Consider the following 25,330-nt stretch of genomic DNA (forward strand, 5'->3'; position numbering starts at 1 on the left):
ACCGTCGGTTCTGGGCCCTGGCCTAGAGTTGGCCTCATGCAATTTGCGACGTTGACGGCCGGTGGAGTGCCGGGGGTTCCGAGTCTGGACGAGCTGCGGGGGCTGAAGCCGCTGCAGCAGCCCGAGTGGCCGGACGAGGCCGTGCTCGACCAGGTGATCTCCGAACTCCGGACCCTGCCGCCGCTGGTGTTCGCCGGTGAGTGCGACGACCTGACCACGAAGATCGGCGCGGTGGCCCGCGGCGAGGCGTTCATCCTGCAGGGTGGCGACTGCGCGGAGACGTTCGCCGGCGTGACCGCGGAGAACATCCGGGCCAAGCTCCGGGTGCTCCTGCAGATGTCGGTCGTCCTGCAGTACGCCGCGAGTGTGCCGGTGGTGAAGATCGGCCGGATCGCCGGGCAGTACGCGAAGCCGCGTTCGTCCGGTGAGGAGACGCGGGACGGCGTGACGCTTCCGTCGTACCGCGGCGACGCCGTCAACGGCTTCGACTTCACGCCCGAGTCGCGGATCCCGGATCCCAACCGCCTGCGCGGGGTCTACAACGCGGCTGCAGCCACCCTGAACCTGACCCGCGCGTTCACCACCGGTGGGTATGCCGACCTGCACCAGGTGCATGCCTGGAACACGGACTTCGTGAAGTCGTCCCCGGTCGGGCGGCGCTACGAGCAGTTGGCATCCGAGATCGAGCGCGCCCTCGCCTTCATGCGGGCCTGCGGTGCGACGTCGGACGAGTTCCGGACGGTCGACTTCTACGCGTCGCACGAGGCGCTGATCCTCGAGTACGAGCACGCGCTGACCCGGATCGACTCGCGGACCGAGCAGCCGTACGACGTGTCCGGCCACCTGCTCTGGGTGGGGGAGCGGACACGTCAGCTGGACGGCGCACACGTCGAGTTCCTCGCGTCGCTGTCGAACCCGCTCGGCGTCAAGATCGGGCCGACCACGACCCCGGAGTACATCCGGGCGTTGATCGACAAGCTGAACCCGAAGGGGATCGAGGGGCGGCTCACGTTCATCACCCGGATGGGTGCGGGCAAGATCCGCTCGGCGCTGCCGCCGCTGCTGGAGGCGGTCCGCGATCACGGCTCGCCGATCGCGTGGGTGAGCGACCCGATGCACGGCAACACGTACGAGACGCCGAACGGGTACAAGACCCGGAACTTCGACGACGTGATGGACGAGGTGCAGGGCTTCTTCGACGCGCACGAGCAGGTCGGGACGTGGCCGGGCGGCGTACACATGGAGCTCACCGGCGACGACGTGACCGAGTGCCTCGGCGGCGGCGAGGAGCTGGTCGCGGAGGACCTCGTGAACCGGTACGAGACGGCCTGCGACCCGCGGTTGAACCGGCACCAGTCGCTGGAGCTGGCGTTCCTGGTCGCGGAGCGGCTGCGGGGCGCGAAGGCATGATCGATCTTCGATCGGACACCGTCACCCGTCCGTCGGCGGAGATGCTGGCCGCGATGACGTCGGCTCCTGTGGGCGACGACGTGTACGGCGAGGATCCGACCGTCAACGCCTTGGAAGAGCAGGTCGCGGGCATGCTCGGGCACGAGGCCGGCCTGTTCACCGTCACCGGCTCGCTGGCGAACATGCTGGGCGTCCAGGCGCTGGTGCCGCGCGGCGGCGAGGTCCTCTGCGAGGCGAGCGCGCATATCGTCCGGGCCGAACTCGGCTCGCACGCGGCCGTCAACGGTGTGACGACGCGGACCTGGAGCGCGCCGGCCGGGCAGATCGACCTCGACCAGATCCGTGCATTGATCGCCGCCGACCTCGGTCCGTACTTCGTCCGGACGTCGGCGGTCTCGGTCGAGAACACGCACAACTTCGGCGGCGGCGCGATCCAGCACGGGTACGACGCCCTCGCCGACGAACTCGACGCCCACGACCTCCCGCTGCACCTCGACGGCGCCCGGCTGTGGAACGCGTCCGTGGCGTCTGGGGTGCCGGTTGCTGCGTATGCGTCGCGGGCTGCGGCCGCCAGCGTCTGCCTGTCCAAGGGGTTGGGGGCTCCCGTCGGCTCCGTATTGGTCGGCTCCACGGAGCTGATTCGCGAGGCACGGGTCTGGCGCAAGCGCCTCGGCGGCGGCTGGCGGCAGGCCGGCGTACTGGCCGCTGCGGGACTGTACGCCGTCGCGCACAACGTCGAGCGGCTCGCCGAGGACCATGCCAACGCGCGGGCGATCGCCGACGTACTCGCGGATGCCGCGCCGGGCTCGGTGAAGCCGGACCAGGTCGAGACGAACATCGTGGTCGCCGACCTGGCCGCCACCGGTCGCACGGTCGCGGAGGTTGTTGCCGCTGCGAAGGAGGCCGGCGCACTCGTCGGTGGTGTCGGCGCGACGCAACTCCGGGTCGTCACGCACCTCGACGCGTCAGCTGAGGACTGCCGGGCGGCGGCGGAAGTCCTGGCCCGCATCGTCAGCTGATTTGTTGAGCTTTCCGCTCGATGCCGTCGCTGCCCTGCGCCCTCGGCGATCTCGGGCCGGATGCGCCAGGTAGGCTGACGTTGTCTGGGTTGCAGCGTTTCGGGGAGAGCCGTGCGAGAGATCGTCGTGTTCAGCGGAAGTGCCCACACCGTGTTGGCGGAGCAGATCTGTAGGGATCTCGGCGTACCGCTCTCACCGGTCGAGATCCATCGTTTCAGCAACGACTGCCTGCAGGTCCAACTCCAGGCGAACTGTCGGCAACGCGACGTCTACATCGTGCAACCACTGGTGCCGCCGACGCAGGAGCACCTGATGGAGCTGCTGCTGATGATCGACGCCGCCCGCGGCGCGTCGGCTCAGCAGATCACCGCAGTCATCCCGCACTACGCGTACGCGCGCTCCGACAAGAAGGACGCGTCCCGCATCTCGATCGGCGGCCGCCTGGTCGCGGACATGCTGACCACCGCCGGCGCGAATCGCGTGCTGACGATGGCGTTGCACGCGCCGCAGGTCCACGGCTTCTTCTCCGTACCGGTCGACCACCTGACCGCGATCGGCGTACTCGCCGACCACTTCCGCGGCCGCGACCTGAGCGACACCGTCGTCGTCAGCCCCGACCTGGGCAACGCGAAAACCGCCACCCAGTTCGCCCGCCTGCTCGGCACCCCCGTCGCCGCCGGCAGCAAGCAGCGCCTGGCCGACGACCGGGTCGTCATCGACGCGATCGTCGGCGACGTAAGCGGCAAGCGCGCCATCATCCTCGACGACGAGATCGCCACCGGCGGCTCGATCATCGAACTCCTCGACCGCCTCAAAGACCTGGGCTGCACCCAAGCCGCCGTCGCCTGCACCCACGGCCTCTTCGCCGGCCCCGCCGTAGAACGCCTCCGCTCCCACCCCTCCATCACCGAAGTCATCAGCACCGACACCGTCCCCCGCCCCAACGGCTTCCCCGAACTACAGATCACCTCAGTAGCCGGCCTCTTCGCCGAAGCCATCAAACGAATCCACGACGGCGAATCAGTAAGCAGCCTCTTCGACGGCGTAGACCCCACCCACGCCCCACCCCAACCCAAACTCCCGTTCTAATCCCCGGGATCTGAGGCTGATTGGGGAACTGGGACCGCCCCCGCGTGCTCCCGCAGGCGCTTCCTTCGTCGCTCCGCTCCTCAGCGCACCTGCTCCACACGCACCCACCCACCCCCCGGCTACCGCCGGTGCATCCCTTCCGGCTATCGCCGGACGTGGCGGGCTATCGCCCGCGACCGACTACCAGGCCGGGCCCCGCCCAATCGAACCGCGCTCACTGGAACCGCGGACGCCATCCACCCGACCCTACGATCGAATCGATGGGTGCTGGTCGGTCTCAAACAGATTCTGATTCAAATGATTGAGTACGGATCGAATGCTTGGGCAATTGTTTCTAGGTGGTGCGAATACGTTGGCCAGAGTCACAATTCTATTACCTGAAAGAATCCGGTAACGACACGCTGACACAACGCGATACAACCGGCAGGGAGCCGTGGTCACGGTTTGTGGGCCAGGTATCAGGGGCTGTAGGGGGCGTGGCAAGCGTGGGGGATCATGCGACTGACGGCCGGATCATGCCGGGAGCGCGGTACCCGGGGCAGGGCGGGACGGTACCGGAACATGTAGTCGGACGAAGGGGGATCGTAGAGTCTCTGCGACATTTTCTTCGTCCGATGAGATGGATCTTCAACGTCTTCGCCTACCTGGTGAACCCCGCACCTCGAGCCACGAGACGTGCGCGCCGCACTCTGGAACACTGGTATCGGGCCTGGCCCAGGTTCGAGCATGCCTTCGCAATCAAGTACCCGGACAGCGATCGTCACGCGGTCAAGGATCATTACCTACAGTGCGCGCGGCAGGTGGCGGATGATCTGGTACGTCGCCAAGCGCGGACTGCAAGGAGCGCAGGACTTGCGGCGCTCGCGCTGATCGCAGCGGGCGGCCTGCCGATGGCGTTCGGCGACAGAACACACCCGTCCTATCTCGTCCTCGGCTCGACTTGGCTCTCAGTAGCCTCGTGCGTTATCTGTGCGGCGCTTGCACTCGGGGCGCTGCCATCATTCGCTGCGGTGGCCGCGGTATTGGCCGCTCTCTTCGGGCTTGCCGGTATCAGCGGAATGCTCCTGCTACCAGGGGGAGCAGGTATCGATGACCTGTCCACCCTCCTCTTGGGAGCCGACCGCGGCTCTGCGGCGGTGCTACTCATCTTCTTCGGGTTCTACGGCTATTTGGTCGGTGCAATCTTTGTGCTCGGATTGTTTTTGATCTCGGTCATGAATCGCCGTGCTGAGATGCGGATGCCCCATGTCTACACCTTGCACGAACTTGTACGGGTCGTGGACTTTCTGTCTCGACCGGAGCCGTTCATCAGCCACCGGCGACGCTGTGCGATCGTCAAGGCCTTGCATCGCGCGTCACGTCTCACACGGTCAGGCTTGCCGGGTTCAATCGCGCTGCCGAGTCCGGCGCAGCGAGCCATCTTCAGTGCGCGATGCCAGGGCGCCGCCGACTCACTCGAGTCGATGGAGATCTGGGTTGCGCTGCCTAAGGCGGATACAGCTGCACAGCTGTCAGCGATCTCTGTCGGCGTCGGTGTCGTGCTCTTGTCCGGGAACTATGACGAACTTCCAGAGTTGCACTTGCCGCCGCTCACAGGCGCCGAACGCCTGATGGTGGCAAGTCAGATCGCCAAGTCTCTACTCATCGGCGCCATTCCTCTGCTCGTGGTTGTCGCTTTACGTTGGTTCGGAATCGACGTTGACGGCGCGTTGGGCAGCGGACTGACCTTCTTCTGCATCGCCTGGTTCGCCGTGACATCACTGTCGTTGTTGGACCCTCTGTTCAGTCAGAAGCTGGCCATGGTGCGTGAGGTGATGGCCACCATCAGAACCCGGGCGGACGAGAAGTAGTTGTCGCACAGCCGTCGAAGCCCTGCTTCGAGAAGTTGCCCTCGGCGGCATGCACGACGGATGATTTCGCCGCCGAGGACAGTTGGCGGCTTGCCGGAGCTGAACAAGAGCGCCAGCCTCGCCGAGATCGCCGCCGGACTGCGAACCTGTGCTGGCAGTATGCGCGGGGCCGGGCGACCTGGCCTAGAGCGACGACCGGGGCGGGGACGTCCTTCATTTACGCCAGGCTGCGACGAGTTCCGCTAGGGCTTGTACGAGATGGGTGAGTCGCTGGGCCGGCTCGTCGCGTTTCGATGTGAGTACGTACGCCAGAACCACGAGGCCGGCGGCGCCAAGTACGGCTTCGGTCATTCGAGTGCTCCTGTCGGCCTAGATCGAGTGGAGATCTCATGACGCACGTCCGAGTAGCCCGGACGCCAGCAGGGCGGTGGCCTGCGCCGTCCGGTGGCGGACAGCCGTGTCCGAACCGTCCGGCGGGCGTCCAGACGTACGCCGGACGATGATGATCGTGGCTACCGTGATTGCCATGACTGACGAACAAGCGAGCAGCACGGCCGGATCGCCGACATTCGAGGATCTCGCCAAGGTCGCGACGACTGCCGACCTGGCTCGTTGCCTTCAGCGCCTTCATCGCGCGAAGGGACAGCCGTCGCTTCGCGAATTGGAGAACTGGGGTCTCGGCCACGGGAGGCCACTTCGGAAGAGCACGCTTAGCGACGCACTGACGGGAAAGCAGCGCCCGAGCCAACAGCTTATGTTGAACTTTCTCCACGCGTTGGAGGTTCGGGACGAGCAGGCTGTCGCACCGTGGCTCGAAGCGCTGGAAAGAACTCCGACTGCCACGAGCCGCCCAAGAAGCTACGCCGAGCGAGACCTTGGGTCGGTACCCGCCCACAGGTTCTTCGTCGAGTTTGACAATGTCGACGAGATCTCAAGGTTGATCAAGAACTCGAAAGAACAGGTTTGGCTGCTGGGCACGACGCTGTCGATGCACGTGCCCTACCTGGAGGAGCCGCTTCGTCGCGCGATCTCGGAAGGTCGCAACGTTCGGATAATGCTGATCAGACCTGGTGGGGCAGCGATGCAGATGTCCGTCCTTCGCGCGGGACCAGACGGACTCGGGATGCAGGAGCAAGAGGAACGTCTGAGCACTAGTCTGGCGATCCTCCGGCGGCTCGCCACCCTTGGCACGCGCCTCGAGGTGCGGCTGATCGACTACCTCGCGCCGTACACGCTGTACGGGTACGACCCGGGTCTGGAAGAGGGCATGATCGAGATGCGATTGGGGTCGTTTCACGGTCAGCACCATCTTCGGCCGACCTTCCGGATCGAGCGCATGCGCGATCCAGCGTGGTTCGAGTACTTCTACGAGCAGTTCGTATCTATGTGGACCGTGGCTGAGCCATACGACCTCGAGGTCGAAGGCAGCGCCCTCAGGGCAAGGGCTCAGTGACTCGTTGAGTCACACCGATTCGCGCCGCCTCCGTTCGGGAAGTGCTCGTCTTTGGCGCGAGCGGTGCAACCGACCACGCCCAGGACGGCAGCGCCACAAACAGGGCGCGGGGACTTGGGTCGGCAAGGTCGTCTCGGGGTGATTGAGGCGGGTAGGCACTTCAGGATGGGCCTGTCCAGGTTTGGTTGGGGCCGCCTACGCAGTCCCAGATGATGAGCTGGTGGCCGTTGGTGGTGTTGCCGGAGTCTAGGTCCAGGCAGCGGTCGGTGGTGATGTTTCGGAGTTGGCCCGTTGACCAACGGGTCCATTGCTGATCGGGGTTGTTCGGTGTGCAGGGTGCTGTCGTTAGTCCGGATCCGTTGCCCGATGAGGTGGGTTGCAGGCAGGTTCCGGATGAGGTGAGGGTTCCGTCGGCGTGCAGGGTCCAGGTCTGGTTGGCCAGACCGGTGCAGATCCAGATCTGCACCTTGTTCGTCGCGACGTCGCGATCCGCGCAGGACGACGTTGTGCCCCAGGTGAGTGCTCCGGTCGCGGTCGTGTAGTTGGGGCCGACCCAGCTCTGGTTGCGGGTTCCGACGCAGTCGTAGATCTGCAGCCGGCGGCCGTTGGTGAAGTCTGCTTCAGGCAGGTTCAAACACCGCCCGGAGGCCTGGTTGATCAGTGAGCCGAAGTTGCCTTGGCGCCACTTCTGGTTGCCGCCGCCTGAGCAGGCCGCGACGTTCACCAAGGTCAGGTTCGTCGTCTGGCCGGACGGTACCTCGAGGCAGACACCTCCTGTTTTCAGTTCTCCGAAGCTGCCGAGACTCCACGTCTGGTTGGAGTTCGCCAGGCAGGACCACAGCTGTACGTTGTCGCTGGCAACATCGCGATCGACGCAGAGATCCTGTCGCGTGGTCGATGCAACGGCGCCGGCGGGAGCCGTGCCAGCGGGGCCGGGTGTCCAGGTCGAGCCGATGGGGGAGAAGCTGAGCGAGGTGAGTGTGACTGCACCACCGACGGCGTAGAGGTGAAGCCCGAGGCTTGCGGGGTTGGAGTCGAAGGCGACGTTGTCGCTCACGACGGTCTTGCCGGTATTGCCGAAGACCTCCAGTTGTCCACGGTCGACGAGGAGTCTGATCGTGACCTGGTTCGAGATCGGCGGCATCGATACGCCGTATAGGGTCTGCGCCGCAACGCCGTACGCGACAGTGCGATCGCTCGATCCGTCCGACCGCGCGTGCAGGCGGAACCCGAACTCCGACGCGGTGACGCCGGTGAGGTCGAACTGTGCGCTGAGCTCGTAGGTGTCGGCCGAGATGCCGCTGAGCGGATCGGTCGCCGGATTCGTCATGATCGTGCGCGTTCCCCAGGTCTGCGTGGACGTCCGGATGGTGGAGATCTCGCTGACCGGATTGCGGGTGAGGCGGATGCCCTCCGGATACGTCTTCAGGGCGAGCTCGACCGGGAAGGATGCGTTGCCGATCCAGGTCACACCGGCGTTGCTCGGCTGCCAGCCCAGCTGGACGATGCGGCCGTTCGGCAACTGGTTGAAGGTCTGGGGCGCATACCAGGTGGACGGCGGGAAGGCGGCGCCGGAGACTCCCTGTTCCATCCGCTGCGGGGTCGCCCAGCCCGCGACGAACAGTCCGTTCGCATCGAGCGAGCCGATGACGTACTCGCCGCTCGCATCCTGAAGGACCCACTTCGAAGCGTTGGAGTCCCCGTCGACCGGTAGCTGGTAGAGGTCGGGACACTCGACGAACCAGCCGGCCGAGTAGGCGCCGCGATAGGTCCAGTCGAGCAGATTCGTCGAAGTGTAGAAGGCGGCGCCGGTCCCGGCCCGGAACGTGACGAGTTCCGAGCGGTTGTGCTGCGGGTCCCACTGCACCTTCGGGTCGCGGCTCTCGACCGGATCGGTGATGACCTTCGCGCCGCCGTTGTACATCTGGAAGGTCTTCGCCCCGTCGGTCGAGTACGCGATGCTGACGCCGTCGGTATTCGTGAACAACAGGATCGGGTCGTCGGACCCGACCTTCAGGCCGGTCACGTTGTTCACATCGACCCAGCCCGATCCCGACCAGAGGTTACCGGTGTGCACACCCGGTTCGAGGGTGATCGGTTGCTGCGTCCAATGGACCAGGTCCGTACTAGTCGCGTGTCCCCAGTGCACCGCGGCGTCCCAGCCGAGTCCGTGGGGATTGTGCTGGAAGAACAGGTGGTAAACGCCGCGGTAGTAGAGCGGAGCGTTGATGTCGTTCATGAATCCGTTCTGCGGGCTGAAGTGGAACTGGCCGCGGAACGGCTCGGTGTAGTCGGTGGCGGCGTACGGGTACTCCGGATAGTCCGATGATGAGCCGGCCACGGCGGCCGGGAGCGCCGTGAGACAGCTGAGCGTGAGGACCCAGGCCAGGAACGACGCGATCCGGATCATGGGGGCCCGGAACCCGTACGTCGATCCGCTCAGCGCCTGGAACTCCGCCGTACTGCCGCAGTCGAGGACCTTTGTGTTGACGGTCGATCCGTCGAGCACGACGGTGTGTACGGCGACGTTCGCGGCCGTGTGGTTGGTTGCGACGTAGTTGTTGCTGCCCGACTTCACCAGGACGATCGTCGGGGTCGCTCCGGACGGCGTGATGTTGCCTGCCGGGACGTCGTACGAGAAGTGGTTCCCGACCACGGTGTTGCCGCTGCCGTTGATCTGCACCAGCCCGAAGAGGTCGTCGAGCCCGTTGTTGTAGCCGGTCATCGCGGGGAACGATTCGGGGACGCGGAGGAAGTGGTTCGACCCGATCAGGTTGTTGTGGCAGGCGCCTTCGCACTGGATCATCCCCGGATAGAAGGCGTGCAGGCGGTTCGCGCTGATGTTGTTGTTCGTGCAGTTCTTCAGGTGCACCGAGCTCTTGCCGCGGGGAAAGATGTTGTTCCCGGACACGATCAGGCCGAAGTGGTTCTCGGCGAAGATCGAGAAGCCGACGTAGCCGGCGCCGATCATGTTGCCGCTGACCATGCTGGCCTGACCGGAGCTGATCAGCTCGATGCAGTTGCCGTTCTCGCAGAGGAAGTTGTCCTGGATGTGCAGCGCGTCGGCATCGGTGATGACGATTCCGTGCTCCAGGTAGACCATTCCCAGGCCGCGGATCCGCAGCGAGTCGGTGGCGGTGGTCGACCGGATCCCGTACTTGCCGTTGAGGTAGCTGTTCTGGTTCGGGGTGAACGAGACGCCGTCCAGGCAGAAGTCCAGCAGTTCGATCGAGCTGAGCCGGGGGAGGCCAGTGCGGCTGATCAGGATGGCTTCGGCGTTCCCGTCGGTGTTCTCGACCCGGATCCGGCTGCCGCCCGGCCAGATCTCGTGCCAGCTGGAGGTGTCGCCGGCGTTGTACCGGATGCTCGACGAGGTGAAGCCGTGGCCGGATCCCTTGATCTGCAGGTAGCTGATGTCGATCACGATCCGGGTCTTGAGCGAGTAGTCACCCGGCGGGATGTAGATCACCGCGCCCGGCTTGGAGGCCTGGGTGGGCTGGTTCGTCTTGATGTCGGCGATGATGCTGTTCACGATCGCGCCGATGTCGGTGTACGCGGTCGTCGACGGGCTGCCGGGGATGGTCCAGGTGGTGACGTCGTAGATCGTCGAGGGCATCGTCTTCCCTTTCGTAGTGAGAGCTGGAGTGCTCAGAGGACGCCGAGGAGCGTGTTGTGCGGTCGCGGCGCCGGGTCTGCGGCGAGGTCTGTGGCGACGGCCGCGGCCGCCGGCGTACTCGGCAGTCGGAGGTAGCCGGCGACGCTCACGGCGGCCGCGGCTGCGAGGAAGACCCGGCGCGACAGGCCTGCGCCGGGAGGGGTGGGGGAGTTCACGGCGGCTCCTTCTCGAGGTTGCCAAAAGGTTTTGGCAGAGCGGAATTGATCCGAAGGTAGGACTGCGTCCAGGCGGCGGCAAGATCGTCGCCGGTGGCAAAAGTTTTGGCAGCTGTTTGGCTCGATTTTGGCGTTGACCGACCGACGCCGGCGGGCAAACACTGCTGCCAAGACGTTTTGCCAAAACGTTTAATCACAAGCTTGGAACGGAGTCGGAGTATGAAGCTTCGCAGCACGAGCGGTCGTCTCCGGACCGCGCTGGCCGGGATCGCCGTTGCGACGAGCGTGATCCTGGCCATCGCCGGATGCGGTGCCGGTGGAAGCTCGGCAGGTGCCAGCGGCAAGCTCACAGTCCTGGTGGAGGGTGGCGGGAAGGCCGAGCTCCAGCCGATCGCCGATCTCTACCAGAAGGAGACCGGTACGACGGTCGAGTTGGTCGAACTGCCGTACGACGGTCTGTACGACCGGATCCAGACCGAGCTCGGCTCGGGCAAGACGTCGTTCGACGTCGCCGCGCTCGACGCCATCTGGCTGAGCGCCTTCTCGGCCGGCGTCTCGCCGCTCGACGATCTGTTCACCGACGACGTGAAGCGCGATCTGTTCCCGGGCCTGGTGACCGAGGCACAGGTCGGCGGGTCGTACGTCGGGATGCCGGTCTGGACGAACTCCGAGATCCTCTACTACCGGACCGACCTGTTCGGCGACCCGAAGGAGAAGGCGGCGTTCCAGGCGAAGTACGGGTATCCGCTCGTGCCGCCGACCACGTGGAAGCAGTACAAGGACGTCGCCGAATTCTTCACCCGCGACACGAACCACGACGGCCAGACCGATCTGTACGGCACCGATGTGAAGGGCGCGGTCGAGACGGAGTGGCTGGCCACGGTTTCGCAGACCGGCGAGAAGACGATGGTTCTCGATCCGAAGAGCGGCGACGTCACCATCGACGACGCCGATCACCTGGCAGCGTTGAACTTCTACACCAGCTTGTTGCCTTATGCCCCACCCGGCGCGGCGCAGCTCGACTGGGCCGGCGCCCAGAACCTCTTCTACCAGGGAAAGCTCGCGATGATGCGCTTCTGGGGTCATGCCTATACCCAGACCCCGGCCAACGCCGCGGTCAAAGGCAAGCTCGGCGTTGCTCCGATGATCGCGGGACCGGGCGGTATCGCCGGCGTACCGGGCGCCTGGTACCTCTCGGTGCCTAAGGCAACCGAAAAGCAGGCCGAGGCCAAGAAGTTCATCGCCTTCGCCTACGCGCACAACGACCTGTCGATCAAGACGTCGTTGGGCCTGGTCGCTCGGATCTCGGCGTTCGAGTCGCAGGCCGGTGTCGCTGGGCACGAGAACTACCCGGCCATCCTGACGACGCTGAAGTCTCCCGCGACGATCGCGCGGCCGGCCACACCGAAGTGGCAGCAGATCGTGACCTCGGTGCTCACGCCGATGCTGCAGAAGGCGGTTGCCAAGGGCGCGGACAACGCGGCGTTGCTGAAACAGGCGAAGGCTCAGATCCAAGCGATCGTCAAGTAGGGACACCTCTGTGCGCCTCACCGACCGCCGGTTCGCACTCGTACTGATCGCACCGGCCGCATTGTTCCTCGCCGCGTTCGTGGCGTGGCCACTGCTCAGATTCGTCTCGAACGCGTTCTACGAGATCTCGCCGATGGCCGGCGGCCCACGGAAGTTCGTGGGCTTCGAGAACTTCGCGACCGCGTTCGACTCGCCGGCATTCCAGGGAGCGGCGCTGCGGACGATCGTCTACACGTTCATCGTGGTCGCACTCGAATTCACCTTCGGGCTTGCTGTGGCATTGGTCTTCGCGGCGCTCGGCAGCCGGTCGGCGGTGTTCCGGACCGTCTTCATGTACCCGCTGATGGTCGCCCCGGTGGTAGCCGGCCTGCTGTGGCGATTCCTGCTCATCGACAACTTCGGCATTCTCAACGAGCTGCTACGCCGGATCGGGCTGCTGCACAGTACGGACCAGATCGCCTGGCTGAGCAACCCGAAGATCGCACTGTTCTCGGTGGCGCTGCCGGACATCTGGCTGACGACGTCGTTCATCACGCTGGTGCTCTTCGCGGGACTGCAGAACGTGCCAGGTGACGTTATCGAGGCCGCTCGCATCGACGGCGTACGGTTCCCGACGCTGCTGTTCCGGATCATCCTGCCGCTGCTGCGACCGGTGATCGCCGTGGCGCTGATCGTCCGCGGTATCGATGCGGCCCGCGCGTTCGACATCATCCTGATCCAGACCAACGGCGGGCCTCAGGACAGTACGACGACGCTGAGCCTGCTGATCTACCTCACGATGACGCGCAACGGGGATCCCGGTCTGGCCAGCGCGATGGGCACCGTCTATCTGATCGGGATGCTCGCGGTCGCCACGGTCGCGATCTTCGCCATCTGGCGACCCGGGAGTGATCAGGCATGAACGGCCTCGAGACCCGTCGCCGTCCGACACGCGTCATCCTGTGGGGCGCGCTGGCCGCGGTACTGGTGCTGTACGGATTCCCGTTCGTCTACCTGCTGCTGACGTCGTTCAAGACGCCGCTCGACGCGATCGCCGTACCGCCCCAGGTGTTGCCGTCGCAGTGGACGCTCGACAACTACGTCACCGCGCTCAGCAAGGAAGGCGTCGTACCGGCGCTGATCAACAGCGTCGCAACCGCAGTGCTCAGTACTGCGTTCTCACTCGCGCTCGGCGTGCCCGCGGCGTACGCGATCACTCGCTACCGAACGCCGAGCGGGCGCGTCTTCGTGGTCGCGGCGCTGGTCACCCGGATGGTGCCGACGATCGCGATCGGGGCGCCGCTGGTCGAGACGATGCGGCGGCTCGGCATCTCCGACACCACGATCGGGTTGGCGATCGCCCACACCACGATCTCGCTGCCGCTGTCGATCTGGCTGATGTCGAGCTTCTTCGAGGCGGTCCCGGTCGAGCTGGAAGAAGCCGCCAAAGTCGACGGCAGCGATCGGCTGCAGGCGTTCCAGCACGTGGTACTGCCGGTCGTATCGGGGGGCCTGGCAGTGACGGCGATCTTCGCGTTCCTCGCGTCCTGGAACGAGTTCCTGTTCGCATTGCTGCTCACGTCGGTGCGGGCCCAGACCACACCGATCGTGATCGCGAACTTCCAGACCCAGTTCGGCCTCGACTGGGGCGGGATGACCGCGCTCTCGGCGGTGTACTCCGTCCCCGTCATCCTGCTCACCCTCGCCCTCCAGCGGCACATCGTCGCCGGCCTGACCCTCGGCGCCGTCAAGGGCTGACGCCACCAAACCACCGGAGAAGATATGGAATTCTGGCAACCCAACAGCCCGCTCGGCGGCCTGGCGCATGTGAAGTCCGGCCGGTCGCGGCGGGAGTCGAGCTGGGACCGCAGCGGCGGCAACCGGGACTTCGCGGTGGTACCGGCGGGGGAGACCTTCGTGATCGCCGACATCAGCGGGGCGGGACGGATCGAGCACATCTGGCTGACCACGCGGTGCTACTCGGAGAAGTACCTGCGCAAGCTCGTCATCGAGATGTTCTGGGACGGCGAGGAGAACCCGAGCGTACGCGCGCCGCTCGGCGACTTCTTCGGTGTCGGCCACGCGGTCGCGAAGCACTACATCTCCCTTCCGCTGAACGCCGTGTTCGGTCCGCGGCGAGGTCCCAAGGGGCCGTTCGCGGCCGCGATGAACAGCTACTTCCCGATGCCGTTCGGCAGTCACGCGCGGATCCAGATCCGCAACGAGAGCGACCAGCCGATCGAGAACCTCTTCTATTACGTCGACTACGAACTCAGCGAGCAGCCGATCCCGGACGACGTCGCCCGGTTCCACGCGTACTACCGGCAGGAGAAGCCGACGACCGCCGTACGGCACACCTCCGAGCTCGAGAACCCGGCGCCGTGGGACCTGCCGGGGACGAACCTGACCGGGGACGACAACTACGTGATCCTCGATGCGACCGGCACGGGGCATTACGTTGGCTGCGTGCTCAGCATCGACAACTTCGACGCCTCCAACCAGGTGTTCACCTGGCCGGGCGAGGGCGACGACATGTTCTTCATCGACGGGGAGGTCTGGCCGCCCTCCTTGCACGGGACCGGTACGGAGGACTACTTCGGTGCCGCCTGGGGATTTCCCAGTGGCGAGTACGCCGGTCCGTACCACGGCATCACGCTGGGTGCGAGCCCGCAGGAGCACTTCGGGCTGTGGAGCATGTTCCGCTGGCACATCGAGGACCCGGTCCGGTTCGAGAAGAGCCTGCGGGTGTCGATCGAGCACGGGCACGCCAACGATCAGGGGAACGACTACTCGAGCGTCGCCTACTGGTACCAGCTGGGCGATCACGCGCCGCATGCCGAACTGCCACCGGTCGAGGAGCGGCTACCGCGACGATGGCCGGAACACGGCCTTTGGGACGAGTGAGATGCCCGACGAGAATGTGATCGTGCCAAAGGTGGGGATCCGGGATGTCGCGCGTGCGGCGGGTGTCTCCGTCACGACCGTTTCGCACGTACTGAACGACACTCCGCACACGCGAACGAGTGAGGCGACCCGGGACCGCGTGCGATCGGTCGCCCGAGACCTCGGGTACACGCCGAACCGGCTCGCCCGCGGGCTGCGGACCCGCGCGTCGGACATGATCGGCCTGCTCACCGAGGAGATCGCGACCACCCCGCACGCCGGCCGGATCATCCTCGGCGCCCAGGAGGAGGCGAGTCGGCACAACCTCACGCTCGCGATCATCAACTCCCACCTCGACGCCGGCGCGGACGCCCGCCGCGCCGACGCCCGGGCACTGATCGAGCGTCAGGTGGACGGCATCATCTACGCCACGGTCTTCCACCACGAGGTGTCGGTGCCGCGCGAGCTGCGCGCGGTGCCGGCCGTGTTGATAGGAGCCCTGGACCGACAAGGCGTCGTACCCGCCGTACTGCCGGACGAGGCCAGCGGGGCGGCCGATCTCGTTGCCCTGCTGGCCGACGCCGGGCATCGGCGGATCGCGTTCGCGGACTCGAGTATCGAGGTTCCGGCCACTCAGGGGCGCCTGGTCGGCTACCTCCGCGGTCTCGAGCAGGCAGGTATCCCGCGGGACGACCGACTGATCACCTCGGGTGTGTCGGAGGCCGGCGGCGGATACACAGCCAGCCTCGAACTGCTCGATCGAGACGATCGGCCGACAGCAATCTTCTGTTACAACGACCGGATGGCGATGGGCGCCTACCGCGCGGTCCAGGAGCTCGGCCTGCGAGTTCCCGATGACGTGTCGATCGTGGGCTTCGATGACCAGGCGCCCATCGCGGCCAGTGTCTACCCGGCGCTCACCACCGTCGCCCTGCCGCATTACGAGATGGGCGCCTGGGCGGTGGGCACCTTGACCCGGCTCATCCAGAGCAGCAGTACCTCGTGGTACCGCTCGACGCACCCGACCTGGCTACCCTGCCCGGTGGTCGTCCGCGAGTCGGTTGCCCAGCGCAACCATTGACTCGCGGACGACCTCAGCTGGACCTCACTCTGGACAACGCGACCTGCACCACGTCTCCGCACTGGAGCATCGCCAGCCGCGGAGGCGTCGACGCTAGCGGCGGCGGCCCCAGCGGCCGGCGCCGATGCCTGCCAGGTGGAGGGCGATGCAGAGGAGGCCGGCCATCAGCAGGGTTTGGGGGGTGAAGGCGTCGCTGACGCGGGCGTTGGCCCAGTCGAGGATGAGGGCCAGGCCGAAGATGACGGCGGCGATGATGGCGAACATGATTGCTCCTTCTGGCGAGCGGGCGGAAGTAACTTTCATGTACCCATGCGCTATCGCGGATAGACCGTTTCGCGGAGGCTGTGGAGGGTATGGTCGGCCGTTTGAATTTCGCGGATGCTGCGGTCAGCGCTCGGCTTTGTTGAGGAGCGTGATGATGAGCTGCTGTTCGGCTTTTGCTTCGTCTGATCCGGTTCCGCCGCGGCCTGTTGTGAGGTGGGCTAGGTCGGAGGGGGTTGAGCCGTGGTTGTTGGCGAGGTTGGGGTTGGCGCCGGAGCGGACGAGTTGGTCTACGGCGGCTGAGCAGCGGTTGCGGACGGCTCGGTGGAGGGGAGTGACGCCGCCTAGCGCGACTGCGTTCGGGTCGGCGCCGGCTTTGATGAGGTAGGCGATGACGGCTTGCTGAGCGGTTGGGTTCCAGTTCGGTGAGCCGGGTGCGCCGATGGTTGCCGCGTGCAACGGTTGGGCGCCGCGGCGGTTTCGGGCGTTGATGTCGGCGCCGCGCGCGATCAGGTCTCGGGCGAGGTCGACGTCGTACGCGAAGGCTGCGGCGTGTAGGGCGGTGTCGCCTTCATAGAGCTGGGCGTGGCACTGGCCGATGAAGAACTCGTCGGGGCGTGCCAGCCGCGCCGTTACCAGCGACGGTGCGGCGTCGAGTGATGCCGTCACGGTCTGACGATCGCCTGCTGCGATGGCTGTCAGCAAGGTGGGAAGGTCTTTGACGTCGGCCATATGGCACGTTACCTCCCGCTCACCGAACCCGTCCGCTCTCGCGGTGAGGAGGCCAACAGGCGGCCCGCGGATGACGTTCGGCTGGGACTGTGGATCAGCTCCGTCAGGTTGACGTAGCCGCCCTCAAGGCGGCGCGCGACCCCGGTGCGGTCAGCGCACGGCCGCGGTGTCGCCGACCGTTGGGGTGGAGCAGCCCGTGCAGTCACCTAGCGGCGCTAGATATCCTAGCGTTGCTATTGACTGAAGTGATGAGGACCGCTAGCGTTGCTAGGGCTAGCAGTGCTAACCACTTTGAGGACACGGAAATGACTGCACCTGAACGACAGCTCGTCGACCTGTACGTCGAGATGCTGAACACTCACGCCCCGGACCTGGTGGACCGGTTCGTTGCTGAGGAGTACGTCAACCACAACGACTTTGTCAGTGATGGGCGCGAGGCCAATCGGCAGTTCTGGACTGCCTTCTTCGTTGGGCTGCCCGACGTGGAGGTCACGATGGAGGACCTGATCGTGTCCGGTGATCGGGTCGTGGGTCGCTTCGTCTACCGGGGTACCAACACCGGGGACTTCCTGGGCATCCCGGCCAGTGGCAAACCCGTTGAGATGCGCAGCATCGATATCTGGCGCGTCGAGGACGGCATGTTCGTCGAGCACTGGGACGAGCTGAACCTGATGCAGATGTTCCAGCAGATCGGGGCGCTGCCGTCGCTTGGCGGTCCGGAGGCCTAGGCATGACTTTGCTCTCGCAGTTCGCCGCGCTCTTGGCGATCGTCAGTACGGGGATCGTCTACGGCACCGATGCATTCTGCGCGCTGGTCCAACGGTCCGCGCTCGCGCGAGTCGATGACAGCACCCTCACCGCGGTGATGGGCAACGTGCACCGGTTTGGCGACCGGCGAATGCCTGTCCCGGGAATCGTCGGGGTCATCGCCGCCGCGACCGCATCCGTGCTCGCTGCGGCGGTCGGCCGTCCTGCCGGATCAGCGGCCGCCGGCGTGGCGTTTCTGTTGCTGGTGGTGTGGGTGCTCCTTTACCTGCGGATCAGCGCGCCTATCAACCGCAGACTCATCGCGGCCGCTGACGCCAACGAAACTCCCGCGAACGCTCGCACCCTGCAACGGGACTGGGATCGCATCATCGTCCCGAGAGCCGTCCTGCAAGGCGTGGCCGTCCTCGCCCTCGGCGTCAGCCTCATCAGCTGAACCAACCGTCGCAGGCAATACCGAAAGGATTCTGACGATCGTGTACCAGCTCAGGATTTACACGCTGCGCACGGCCGAAGCGCTCCGCGAGTACGCGACCGTGCACTGGCCGCGGCACATCCCGAGCCTGCGTGAGTTCGGCGTTACAACGCACGGCATCTGGACCGATCACAACGCCGGCGCGCATCGCCTGATCGCCCTCATCGCGTACGCCGATGGTGCCGAGCCCGCCGACGTCACCGCGGCGTACATGGCGAGCCCTGAGTTCGCGGCGGACATGCAGGGCTTTGACACCAGCAACATCCTCAACGTCGAGGAACTGCTACTCGACCCGACCGCCACCTCGCCGCTGTCCTGACTTCGCGTCATCGCCATCTTGCTCGCGTACTAGTCAGATGGGCTCGTATCGTCAGGTTGTGGCGGGTTGGGAGAGTCTGCGGGTGGATCTGCGGCGGCTGCACGAGGAGGCGCCGGAAGCGCTCGTCGTGCTGCCGGACCCGGACAGTGAGCGGCGTGAGCGGCCGATTCGTATCGACTTGGCGGCGTGGGCGACGGACATTGCTGCCGAGCTGAAGGCTGAGTACGGCGACCTTGTGGAGCTGCGGGTTGGGGCCATGACGTTTCCGGCTAAGCAGCTGTGGGTGAACGAGTACTCGCGCCAGTTGCGCGGAGCACCCGCTGAGCGTGCGGGGCTCGACGTACGTGCTGCGACTCCGTTGTCGGTTCGGACCGGGCGGTCGCCGCGCAAGGACGTACTGGTGACGAATCGGACGGACCATGAGCAGGTGCTGCTCACGATGGGCGAGCTGGGGTCGAGGGTGACCGATGGTTCGGGCAACGTGGTCGGCATGTTCGTCGGACCGCAGCCGCTGCCGCGGGTGGGGTTCCGGTTGGGGCTCATGGGAGCCGGCTTGTGCCTGTGCTGATTGGGACGGCTTCCGTCATTCCTGAACTGGGGTATGCGGTTCCGCCGGGGGAGTGGAGTCTGGTTGTGTCGTTGCAGACCGATGAGGGCCTCATGGTGTCGGTGCCGTTAACGATGACCATTACGCCGTAGCGACGTTGGGAGTTGGCCTTGAGTGAGCAGGGGTGGCAGGGGTTTCTTGATGCGGAGGGTGGGGGCGACTGGGTGGTTCTGCATGGCGGGGCGGTCGCGGTGTTTCGGGTGGCGTCGATGGTTGAGGGGGCTCGGTTGGCTGGGGCGGTGGCAGAGGTGCCTGGGATGGAGGGCGCGTTGCTGACGCTGGCTGATGGGCAGCTCAGTGTGCGGTTGACGCGTGGGGTGTTTCGGTTGGAGGAGCGGCATGTTGAGGTGGCTCGGGCGGTGTCGGCGGTGGCTCGAGCGCATGGTGTGACGGCTGATCGGAGCTTGGTACAGGAGGTGTCGTTTGCTGTTGCGGCCCGGCCTGATGCGATTGATGTCGGGTTCTGGCGGGCGGTGCTCGGGTACGACGCGTTGGCCGACGACAACGGGGTTGACCCGCTTGGTCATGGGTCGACTTTCTGGATGCAGGATCTTGATCCGCGGAAGACACTGCGGCACGCGATGCATGTTGATGTGTCGGTTGCTCGCGAACAGGCTGAGGAACGGTTGGCAGCTGCTCTGGCTGCTGGTGGTCGGATCGTCGACGAATCCAGCGCGCCGGGCGCATGGATCCTCGCCGATCGCGCGGGAAACAAGGTCTGCATCGCAGCCTGGCCGGATGGCGCCCCAGGCCTGTTCTGGAGCGCTGAACCTTCCTGAAGGCGCACCGGTGCCGCTGGCGAAGGGTGGTGCGGCGTGAACGGCGGCTAGAGGCGGCGTGGGTGGTGGCCTACGAAGACGTGGTCTTGGCCTGTGCAGGGGACGACGTTGGCGGTGGTTGTAGGGACCGAGCCTCCGCCTACGGACACCTCGTCGCCTACGTGGGCGATTGTCTGGCCGGTTGGGTCTAGGAGGGCGGGTTTGTTGTCGCGGATTGCGATGGTTGTGCCTACGGGCCAGGCGACGTCGACCAGATGTTCGGCGGGGACGATGCCGAGCTTGTCATCGAGGCGACTGACCTGGACGCGGACGACGAGGCAGTTTGTGGCGGGGTCGATGTCGAGGGTTCCGATCAGCTGAGCGAGGAGTTCCTCGAGTAGGAATGTGTGTTGGACTGTCACGCCCGGCAGTCGGGCGTCGGCGTTGGGCTCGGTCATCGAGCACCTCCAGAGGAATCGACCGGCTTCAGTATTGCTTGGCGGCTAGCCTCGGAGGAATGAGATGGCTGGCGGACGGGTCTGCGGGGGCGGTTGTCGAGGCGTTAAGGGAGGTTGGACTTGGCGATCTCCCGGTTGTGGTGAGGGAATCGGTCGGCGGTGATCCCACGTGGTGGTCGGCTAGCGCGGTTGTGGGTGGGCGGTACGTCGTGAAGTTCGCGTGGTCGGAGCCCGCTGCGTTGCGGCTGGCGCATGAGATCGACGTACTGGACGCCTTGGGACGGGAGCCGGCGGTTTCGTATCTACCAGAGGTTGTTGCCAGTAGCACCGATCCGTTGTTGTTGGTGACTGCATTGGCGCCGGGTGAGTCGTTGTTCGAGATTGTGGATTCCGTTGACCGGGACGAGGCTGGTCGACAGCTCGCCCAGTTCATGGCGGAGTTGCATGAAGCGGGCGAGCGCCTGCCTGAGGCGCCGGATGCGTCGTTGCAGCCGGCAACGACAGCCGTCTTGCGCGAGCAGTTTCCGAAGTGGGCTCGGGCGGATCAGTGTGCTGAGGTCATCAGGTGGTGCGACTGGGCGGCCGACGTACTGCGGTCGCCTGGTCCGCAGGTCCTGGTGCACGGCGACCTGCACGGCGGGAACCAGCTGTGGGACGGCGGGAAGCTCCGTGCCGTTGTGGATTTCGAGACCGCTGGCCTCGCTGATGCGGAGTACGACCTGCGGACGTTCCCCGGCCCTGGCATGGGTCCCGGCGTTGAGTTGCTGACGGCCACCATGCGTCACTATGCGCAGATCACCGGGCGGGAGCTGTCGGTTGAGCGGGTGATGGCGTGGCACTTGCGTACGGCGCTGGGCGACGCGCTGTGGCGCAGCGAAGCCGGAGTACCGCTGCCGGATCACCGAACCGCGGCAGAGTGGGTCGACGATCTCGCGGATCGATTTACTGCGCTGGGCATCTCGTGCTGAGCTGACCCACAACTTCTTGCCCAGGTCGCCGAGGAGTGGCCTACTGGGACTCAGGAGCGGGGGAGGCGTCATGTCTACATCTATCAAGCCCTTTGCTGCGCGGGCCGACGACGGAGTGAGGCTGGCGACGCCCACCAAGGGGTCGATCGTCATCATGGCGGATACGTTGCAGACCAACGGTTCGCTGACGGTGATGGAGTTGGAGGTCCATCCGTACGACGGGCCGGCGGCGCACACTCATTTGCGCGAGGACGAGGTGTGGTACGTCCTCGACGGCGACTTCCGGTTCAAGGCGGGCGACGAGATGCTGCGGGCCACGACCGGCGGGATGGCGTTCGGGCCGCGTGGGGTGCCGCACGCCTTCCAGAACGTCGGCGAAACCGTGGGACGGCTGCTGATCATCACCACGCCGTCGGGGGTCGAGCGGTTCTTCGAGCAGACCGACAAGATGTCGCGACCGGTGGATCCCGAGGAGCTGGCGGCGATCGGGCATGCCAACTGGATCGAGTTCGGCGGGCCGCCGCTCTCGGTGTCCGATCCGCTTTAGGCCTTGGCGGTCAGGTTGTTCGCGGCGAGCCAGGTGTCGATGTGGGACATCGTGGTCTTGAGGATCTCGCCGAAGAGGATCATGTGGTCGGCGTTGGTGAGTTCTTGGTAGGTGGCGTTCTGGTACTTCGAGGCGGTGGTGCGGCAGACCGCCGGCGCGACGGTGCGGTCCTGGGCGCCGCCGAAGATGAGGACGGGGCCGGTGATCGCGGCGTAGTCGACGCGGGATGCTTTGCGGCGGTCTAGTTGGGGGAAGGCCATTTCGCAGTACGCGCGGCCTGATTCGGTGACGAGGTCGGCGAAGAGGGCGCGGGAGTCTTCCTCGGTCTGCGTGATGCGGCCGCCTACGTGGAACTTTTCCCAGGTGGGGTAGAGCGGTTTGGCCCAGGGGCGGGGCTGGAGGTAGTGGCTCAGGAAGAGGCGGCTCATGGATGGGTACATGGCGAAGATGCCGGCGGCCGGGGCTGGGCAGACGCCGATGAGGCCGGCGTGGTTGGTCCGCGCGGCGACTAGCTGGGCGAGGAGGCCGCCGAGGGAGTGGCCGAGGATGAGGGGTGGGGAGTCGAGGGACTCGCAGAGGTCGACCAGGTCATCGGCGTAGTCGGTGAGGCTGAGGGTGGCGATGTGGGGCGAGCCTTCGAGCAGGGGGAGTTCGTGGTGGCGGAGGGTGGGCGTGTGGACTGTGAACCCACGGTCTTCGAACGCGGCCCGGGCCTCGTGGAAGTGGCTGCCGCGACCCCAGGTCCCGTGGATGAGAACAACATGCTCGACATCGCTCATGCGGCTGAAGCTATCGGACGGGGGCGCGGGAGGTAGGCATGCTGGTGCGTGTCACTGGATCTGTGCAGGTCGTACGAGGTGCACAGGTTTTGGCGAGGTGAGACGACGATCCGCCTGGTCGAGCACAGGTGTCGGTAGCGCGAGAGGGTTGCCGCGGCGGGAGCTTGCTGGTTCGACGGTAGGCGGACGGGATGCTCCGGGCGATAAGCCCGGGGGTGGGTGGGTGCGGCGCGGAGCACGGCGACGAAGGAGCCGCGCGTAGCACCGCGTGGGACGATTTATTCCATGGCTGACTCGGTGCGGATGGGTGTGGTGGGGGCGGGGAGTATTTCGGTGCGGGGGATTTTGCCGCATTTGGCGCAGGCGGATTTGGTGGGGCGGGTGACGTTGGCTGCCGTGTGTGATCCGGTGGTGGGGCGGGCGGAGGCTGCGGCGGAGAAGTTTGGGGTGGAGCGGGGGTTTACGGAGTACGAAGAGTTGTTGGCTCGGGGTGATGTGGATGCGGTGACGATTGCTTCGCCGATCGGGTTGCATTACGAGCAGGGGAAGCTCGCGTTGCAGGCCGGCAAGCATGTGCACTTCAACAAGACGATGACGCTGACCGTTGCCGAGGCCACCGAGTTGATCGAGCTTGCCGCCGCCAACGATCTGCGGATTGTTGCCTCGCCGGGGGAGATGCTTCGTCCGCATCACATCCGCACCCGCGAACTCATCGCCGAAGGTGCGATCGGCACGTTGTCCTGGGTCAGCTGCGGCGCCTCGTTCGGCACGTATCACGAGAACGAATCCGTCCGCGGCGGCGACGACGTACTGAGCAACATCGACCCGTCGTGGTACTTCCGCAAGCCCGGCGGTGGACCGATGTACGACATGACGGTCTACGCCCTGCACACCGTCACCGGCATCCTCGGTACGGCGAAGCGCGTGACGGCGATGTCCGGCGTACGGATCCCCGTCCGCACCAGCGGCGGCGTCGACGTACAGACCGATGCCGACGACAACACCATCGTGCTGATCGACTTCGGCGACAACGTGTACTGCGTCGCGACCGGCACCGCGGCGGGACCGATCCGCGGCGGCTTCGGCGGCGCGTACTACGGGACCGGAGGGACGATCGACGGGCTGCTGCTCAACGGCGAACCGTTCGACTTCCCCAACCGCAACCCGGCCGAGCTCGCGCCCCGCGGCCCGGGGAACCAGGCGCTGCTTCCGCATGTCGTCGGTGCGCACCGCGATATCGAGGAGCAGCACGTGTACGAGGACGTCATGCAGCTCGTCGACTGGGTCCGCGACGGCACGCCCTCCATCGTCACCGCCGAGCACGCCCGCCACGTCATCGACATCATCGAGTCCGCCTACCGCGCGGCCGCCACCGGCCAGACCCAAGACCTCACCACCACCTTCTGACATGGTGGAGGTCTCACCGCGCCTTCGACGACGGATTCAGTTAGGCCCGGACCGCCGCGGGTGAGTGGTTGCGGAGCGTCGAACGGTGAGCGTCTATCGTCTGCGGCATGCAATCTCTGTCTCCACGGGCGCAGGCGCTCGGTGCGGCCGTGCTCTGCCTGGTGTTGGCCGTCGCGGCCGGGCTCGCGGTGGACAGTCGGCTCGACCGGCACTGGATCCTGCGCGGGCTCACGGTCTTCCTCGCCATCTGCTGTGCGGCGCTGCTGCTGACCGATCAGAGCCGCCGGCTCCGGCAGATCATCACGGCGATCGGGCTGGCGATGTTCGGGCTGATCATCCCCTGGTCGCAGACGACGTGGTCCAAGCCGCCGGAGATCGAGTTCGCCCTGCAGGTCGCGACCGACGCCAAGAACGCGGCCGAGAAGGCCTCCAGCAGCAGCGTCACGGTCGCGAACGTGAAGACCGCGGCCGAGGCGCGCGGTGGCGCCATCGGCTCCTTCCCGACCGAGAAGAGCCCGCAGGTGCACGGCGCGGACGCATACCCGGTCATCGTCCGCGCCAAGCGCGACCAGGGCCGCCCCTGGGCCTGCGTCTCGTTCACCGGCCTCACCGCCAAGGTCCGCCCCTGCTGACCTAGCCCCCGGCGGCCAACTCCTCGGCCCGATCCAACGGATTCCACGTCACCGGCCGCCCGCCGAGCTGAGCCTCGACGACCTCCAGCCCCGCTTCCCAACCAGCAGCAGCTGGACCCGCAGCCGAGGCGTCGGACAGCACATTCGTGAACACCAGCCGACTGCCTTCCGGCGTGCCGGTGATCTCCCACGTGAGGATCTCACCGGCCCACTCGTACTCGAGCACCGACGGCGGCTCGTTCCGCAGCATCCGGCCCGTCGAGCCCTCGCTCATCCCGTACCGCCGCCGCTGCTCCTCAGTCACTCCGAAGAACAACGAGCTCCCGACCGGCACGTCCAGCTCGACCACACCCGGGAACCAAGCGGCCAGCTGCCCAGGATCCGTGATCGCCCGCCACACCTTCTCCGGCGGATGCGGCAACAACCGCACGAACCTGATCGCCACGCGCCCGTCCTCAGTCCCGAACACCGTCCCGCGCCGACCGTCCATACTCTCA

Annotated in this window: 28 protein-coding genes; 19 read left to right on the forward strand and 9 right to left on the reverse strand. The window is 66.0% G+C overall.

The window, feature by feature from the left end; translation table 11 throughout:
* Positions 1 to 36: 36 nt before the first annotated feature.
* The 4 genes from FDA38_RS14025 to FDA38_RS14040 all read left to right on the forward strand — a co-directional run bounded on the left by FDA38_RS14025 (position 37) and on the right by FDA38_RS14040 (position 5,368).
* Complete coding sequence (locus FDA38_RS14025) at positions 37 to 1,410, forward strand: class II 3-deoxy-7-phosphoheptulonate synthase (protein WP_233714707.1); 1,374 nt, start codon at positions 37 to 39, stop codon at positions 1,408 to 1,410.
* A complete protein-coding gene (locus FDA38_RS14030; RefSeq protein WP_137254475.1) occupies positions 1,407 to 2,429 on the forward strand; it encodes a threonine aldolase family protein in 1,023 nt (340 codons plus the stop codon). The genes FDA38_RS14025 and FDA38_RS14030 overlap by 4 nt, the downstream gene beginning before the upstream one ends.
* Positions 2,430 to 2,540: 111 nt before the next feature.
* Entirely contained in the window at positions 2,541 to 3,518 is a 978-nt protein-coding gene (locus FDA38_RS14035) for a ribose-phosphate diphosphokinase (RefSeq protein ID WP_137254476.1), read from the forward strand.
* A gap of 614 nt (positions 3,519 to 4,132) precedes the next feature.
* Positions 4,133 to 5,368: a hypothetical protein gene (locus FDA38_RS14040; RefSeq protein ID WP_137254477.1), complete on the forward strand. Its 1,236-nt coding sequence runs from the start codon at positions 4,133 to 4,135 to the stop codon at positions 5,366 to 5,368.
* A gap of 213 nt (positions 5,369 to 5,581) precedes the next feature.
* Here FDA38_RS14040 and FDA38_RS42220 read toward each other — a convergent pair whose 3' ends face one another.
* Both FDA38_RS42220 and FDA38_RS42225 read right to left on the reverse strand, forming a co-directional pair.
* Positions 5,582 to 5,719, reverse strand: a complete 138-nt coding sequence (locus tag FDA38_RS42220; RefSeq protein WP_170989731.1) for a hypothetical protein — start codon at positions 5,717 to 5,719, stop codon at positions 5,582 to 5,584.
* 36 nt (positions 5,720 to 5,755) lie between these two features.
* Entirely contained in the window at positions 5,756 to 5,896 is a 141-nt protein-coding gene (locus tag FDA38_RS42225) for a hypothetical protein (RefSeq protein ID WP_170989732.1), read from the reverse strand.
* Here FDA38_RS42225 and FDA38_RS14045 point away from each other — a divergent pair.
* Entirely contained in the window at positions 5,895 to 6,821 is a 927-nt protein-coding gene (locus tag FDA38_RS14045; protein WP_137254478.1) for a hypothetical protein, read from the forward strand. The two genes, FDA38_RS42225 and FDA38_RS14045, sit on opposite strands and share 2 nt — an antisense overlap.
* 160 nt (positions 6,822 to 6,981) lie before the next feature.
* Here FDA38_RS14045 and FDA38_RS14050 read toward each other — a convergent pair whose 3' ends face one another.
* Both FDA38_RS14050 and FDA38_RS14055 read right to left on the reverse strand, forming a co-directional pair.
* Entirely contained in the window at positions 6,982 to 10,437 is a 3,456-nt protein-coding gene (locus FDA38_RS14050) for a ricin-type beta-trefoil lectin domain protein (protein WP_137254479.1), read from the reverse strand.
* 32 nt (positions 10,438 to 10,469) lie between these two features.
* On the reverse strand, positions 10,470 to 10,652 hold the full coding sequence (locus tag FDA38_RS14055; RefSeq protein WP_137254480.1) for a hypothetical protein: 183 nt from the start codon (positions 10,650 to 10,652) through the stop codon (positions 10,470 to 10,472).
* A gap of 219 nt (positions 10,653 to 10,871) precedes the next feature.
* Between FDA38_RS14055 and FDA38_RS14060 the strand changes: the two genes are divergently transcribed.
* From FDA38_RS14060 to FDA38_RS14080, 5 genes are read left to right on the forward strand one after another with little or no spacing between them, the layout of a single operon-like run.
* Positions 10,872 to 12,182, forward strand: a complete 1,311-nt coding sequence (locus FDA38_RS14060) for an ABC transporter substrate-binding protein (RefSeq protein ID WP_137254481.1) — start codon at positions 10,872 to 10,874, stop codon at positions 12,180 to 12,182.
* A 10-nt stretch (positions 12,183 to 12,192) separates the two neighbouring features.
* Positions 12,193 to 13,083: a carbohydrate ABC transporter permease gene (locus tag FDA38_RS14065; RefSeq protein WP_137254482.1), complete on the forward strand. Its 891-nt coding sequence runs from the start codon at positions 12,193 to 12,195 to the stop codon at positions 13,081 to 13,083.
* Complete coding sequence (locus FDA38_RS14070) at positions 13,080 to 13,919, forward strand: carbohydrate ABC transporter permease (protein WP_137254483.1); 840 nt, start codon at positions 13,080 to 13,082, stop codon at positions 13,917 to 13,919. The genes FDA38_RS14065 and FDA38_RS14070 overlap by 4 nt, the downstream gene beginning before the upstream one ends.
* 24 nt (positions 13,920 to 13,943) lie before the next feature.
* Positions 13,944 to 15,065, forward strand: coding sequence for a glycoside hydrolase family 172 protein (locus FDA38_RS14075; protein WP_137254484.1), 1,122 nt, complete (start codon positions 13,944 to 13,946; stop codon positions 15,063 to 15,065).
* 1 nt (position 15,066) lies between these two features.
* On the forward strand, positions 15,067 to 16,125 hold the full coding sequence (locus tag FDA38_RS14080; protein WP_170989733.1) for a LacI family DNA-binding transcriptional regulator: 1,059 nt from the start codon (positions 15,067 to 15,069) through the stop codon (positions 16,123 to 16,125).
* A 93-nt stretch (positions 16,126 to 16,218) separates the two neighbouring features.
* Here FDA38_RS14080 and FDA38_RS42230 read toward each other — a convergent pair whose 3' ends face one another.
* A complete protein-coding gene (locus FDA38_RS42230; protein WP_170989734.1) occupies positions 16,219 to 16,389 on the reverse strand; it encodes a hypothetical protein in 171 nt (56 codons plus the stop codon).
* A 123-nt stretch (positions 16,390 to 16,512) separates the two neighbouring features.
* The gene (locus tag FDA38_RS14085) at positions 16,513 to 17,055 is read right to left on the reverse strand and encodes an ankyrin repeat domain-containing protein (protein WP_170989735.1); all 543 of its coding nucleotides are present in this window, start codon (positions 17,053 to 17,055) and stop codon (positions 16,513 to 16,515) included.
* A 368-nt stretch (positions 17,056 to 17,423) separates the two neighbouring features.
* Here FDA38_RS14085 and FDA38_RS14090 point away from each other — a divergent pair, with 368 nt between their 5' ends.
* The 5 genes from FDA38_RS14090 to FDA38_RS14110 all read left to right on the forward strand — a co-directional run bounded on the left by FDA38_RS14090 (position 17,424) and on the right by FDA38_RS14110 (position 20,063).
* Positions 17,424 to 17,846: an ester cyclase gene (locus FDA38_RS14090; RefSeq protein ID WP_137254486.1), complete on the forward strand. Its 423-nt coding sequence runs from the start codon at positions 17,424 to 17,426 to the stop codon at positions 17,844 to 17,846.
* 2 nt (positions 17,847 to 17,848) lie between these two features.
* Positions 17,849 to 18,319: a DUF1772 domain-containing protein gene (locus tag FDA38_RS14095; protein ID WP_137254487.1), complete on the forward strand. Its 471-nt coding sequence runs from the start codon at positions 17,849 to 17,851 to the stop codon at positions 18,317 to 18,319.
* 40 nt (positions 18,320 to 18,359) lie between these two features.
* Positions 18,360 to 18,677: an NIPSNAP family protein gene (locus FDA38_RS14100; protein ID WP_137254488.1), complete on the forward strand. Its 318-nt coding sequence runs from the start codon at positions 18,360 to 18,362 to the stop codon at positions 18,675 to 18,677.
* A 58-nt stretch (positions 18,678 to 18,735) separates the two neighbouring features.
* Positions 18,736 to 19,245, forward strand: coding sequence for a hypothetical protein (locus FDA38_RS14105; RefSeq protein WP_137254489.1), 510 nt, complete (start codon positions 18,736 to 18,738; stop codon positions 19,243 to 19,245).
* A gap of 278 nt (positions 19,246 to 19,523) precedes the next feature.
* Positions 19,524 to 20,063, forward strand: a complete 540-nt coding sequence (locus FDA38_RS14110; protein ID WP_233714708.1) for a VOC family protein — start codon at positions 19,524 to 19,526, stop codon at positions 20,061 to 20,063.
* Between the two features lie 47 nt (positions 20,064 to 20,110).
* On the opposite strand, the gene FDA38_RS14115 is transcribed toward FDA38_RS14110, so the two are convergent.
* The gene (locus FDA38_RS14115) at positions 20,111 to 20,500 is read right to left on the reverse strand and encodes a hypothetical protein (protein ID WP_137254491.1); all 390 of its coding nucleotides are present in this window, start codon (positions 20,498 to 20,500) and stop codon (positions 20,111 to 20,113) included.
* Positions 20,501 to 20,559: 59 nt separating this feature from the next.
* Between FDA38_RS14115 and FDA38_RS14120 the strand changes: the two genes are divergently transcribed.
* Both FDA38_RS14120 and FDA38_RS14125 read left to right on the forward strand, forming a co-directional pair.
* On the forward strand, positions 20,560 to 21,468 hold the full coding sequence (locus FDA38_RS14120) for an aminoglycoside phosphotransferase family protein (protein ID WP_137254492.1): 909 nt from the start codon (positions 20,560 to 20,562) through the stop codon (positions 21,466 to 21,468).
* Positions 21,469 to 21,538: 70 nt separating this feature from the next.
* On the forward strand, positions 21,539 to 22,015 hold the full coding sequence (locus tag FDA38_RS14125; protein ID WP_137254493.1) for a cupin domain-containing protein: 477 nt from the start codon (positions 21,539 to 21,541) through the stop codon (positions 22,013 to 22,015).
* Here FDA38_RS14125 and FDA38_RS14130 read toward each other — a convergent pair.
* Positions 22,012 to 22,794 (reverse strand): alpha/beta hydrolase, encoded by a 783-nt coding sequence (locus tag FDA38_RS14130; protein ID WP_137254494.1) that lies wholly within the window; start codon positions 22,792 to 22,794, stop codon positions 22,012 to 22,014. The genes FDA38_RS14125 and FDA38_RS14130 overlap by 4 nt on opposite strands.
* Before the next feature lie 285 nt (positions 22,795 to 23,079).
* Here FDA38_RS14130 and FDA38_RS14135 point away from each other — a divergent pair, with 285 nt between their 5' ends.
* The gene (locus FDA38_RS14135; protein ID WP_137254495.1) at positions 23,080 to 24,201 is read left to right on the forward strand and encodes a Gfo/Idh/MocA family protein; all 1,122 of its coding nucleotides are present in this window, start codon (positions 23,080 to 23,082) and stop codon (positions 24,199 to 24,201) included.
* A 107-nt stretch (positions 24,202 to 24,308) separates the two neighbouring features.
* Entirely contained in the window at positions 24,309 to 24,833 is a 525-nt protein-coding gene (locus FDA38_RS14140) for a hypothetical protein (RefSeq protein ID WP_137254496.1), read from the forward strand.
* Position 24,834: 1 nt separating this feature from the next.
* Here FDA38_RS14140 and FDA38_RS14145 read toward each other — a convergent pair whose 3' ends face one another.
* A complete protein-coding gene (locus FDA38_RS14145; RefSeq protein ID WP_137254497.1) occupies positions 24,835 to 25,323 on the reverse strand; it encodes an SRPBCC domain-containing protein in 489 nt (162 codons plus the stop codon).
* Between the last annotated feature and the right edge of the window lie 7 nt (positions 25,324 to 25,330).

The organism is Kribbella jiaozuonensis (genome assembly GCF_005233875.1).
Classification (GTDB): Bacteria; Actinomycetota; Actinomycetes; order Propionibacteriales; family Kribbellaceae; genus Kribbella; species Kribbella jiaozuonensis.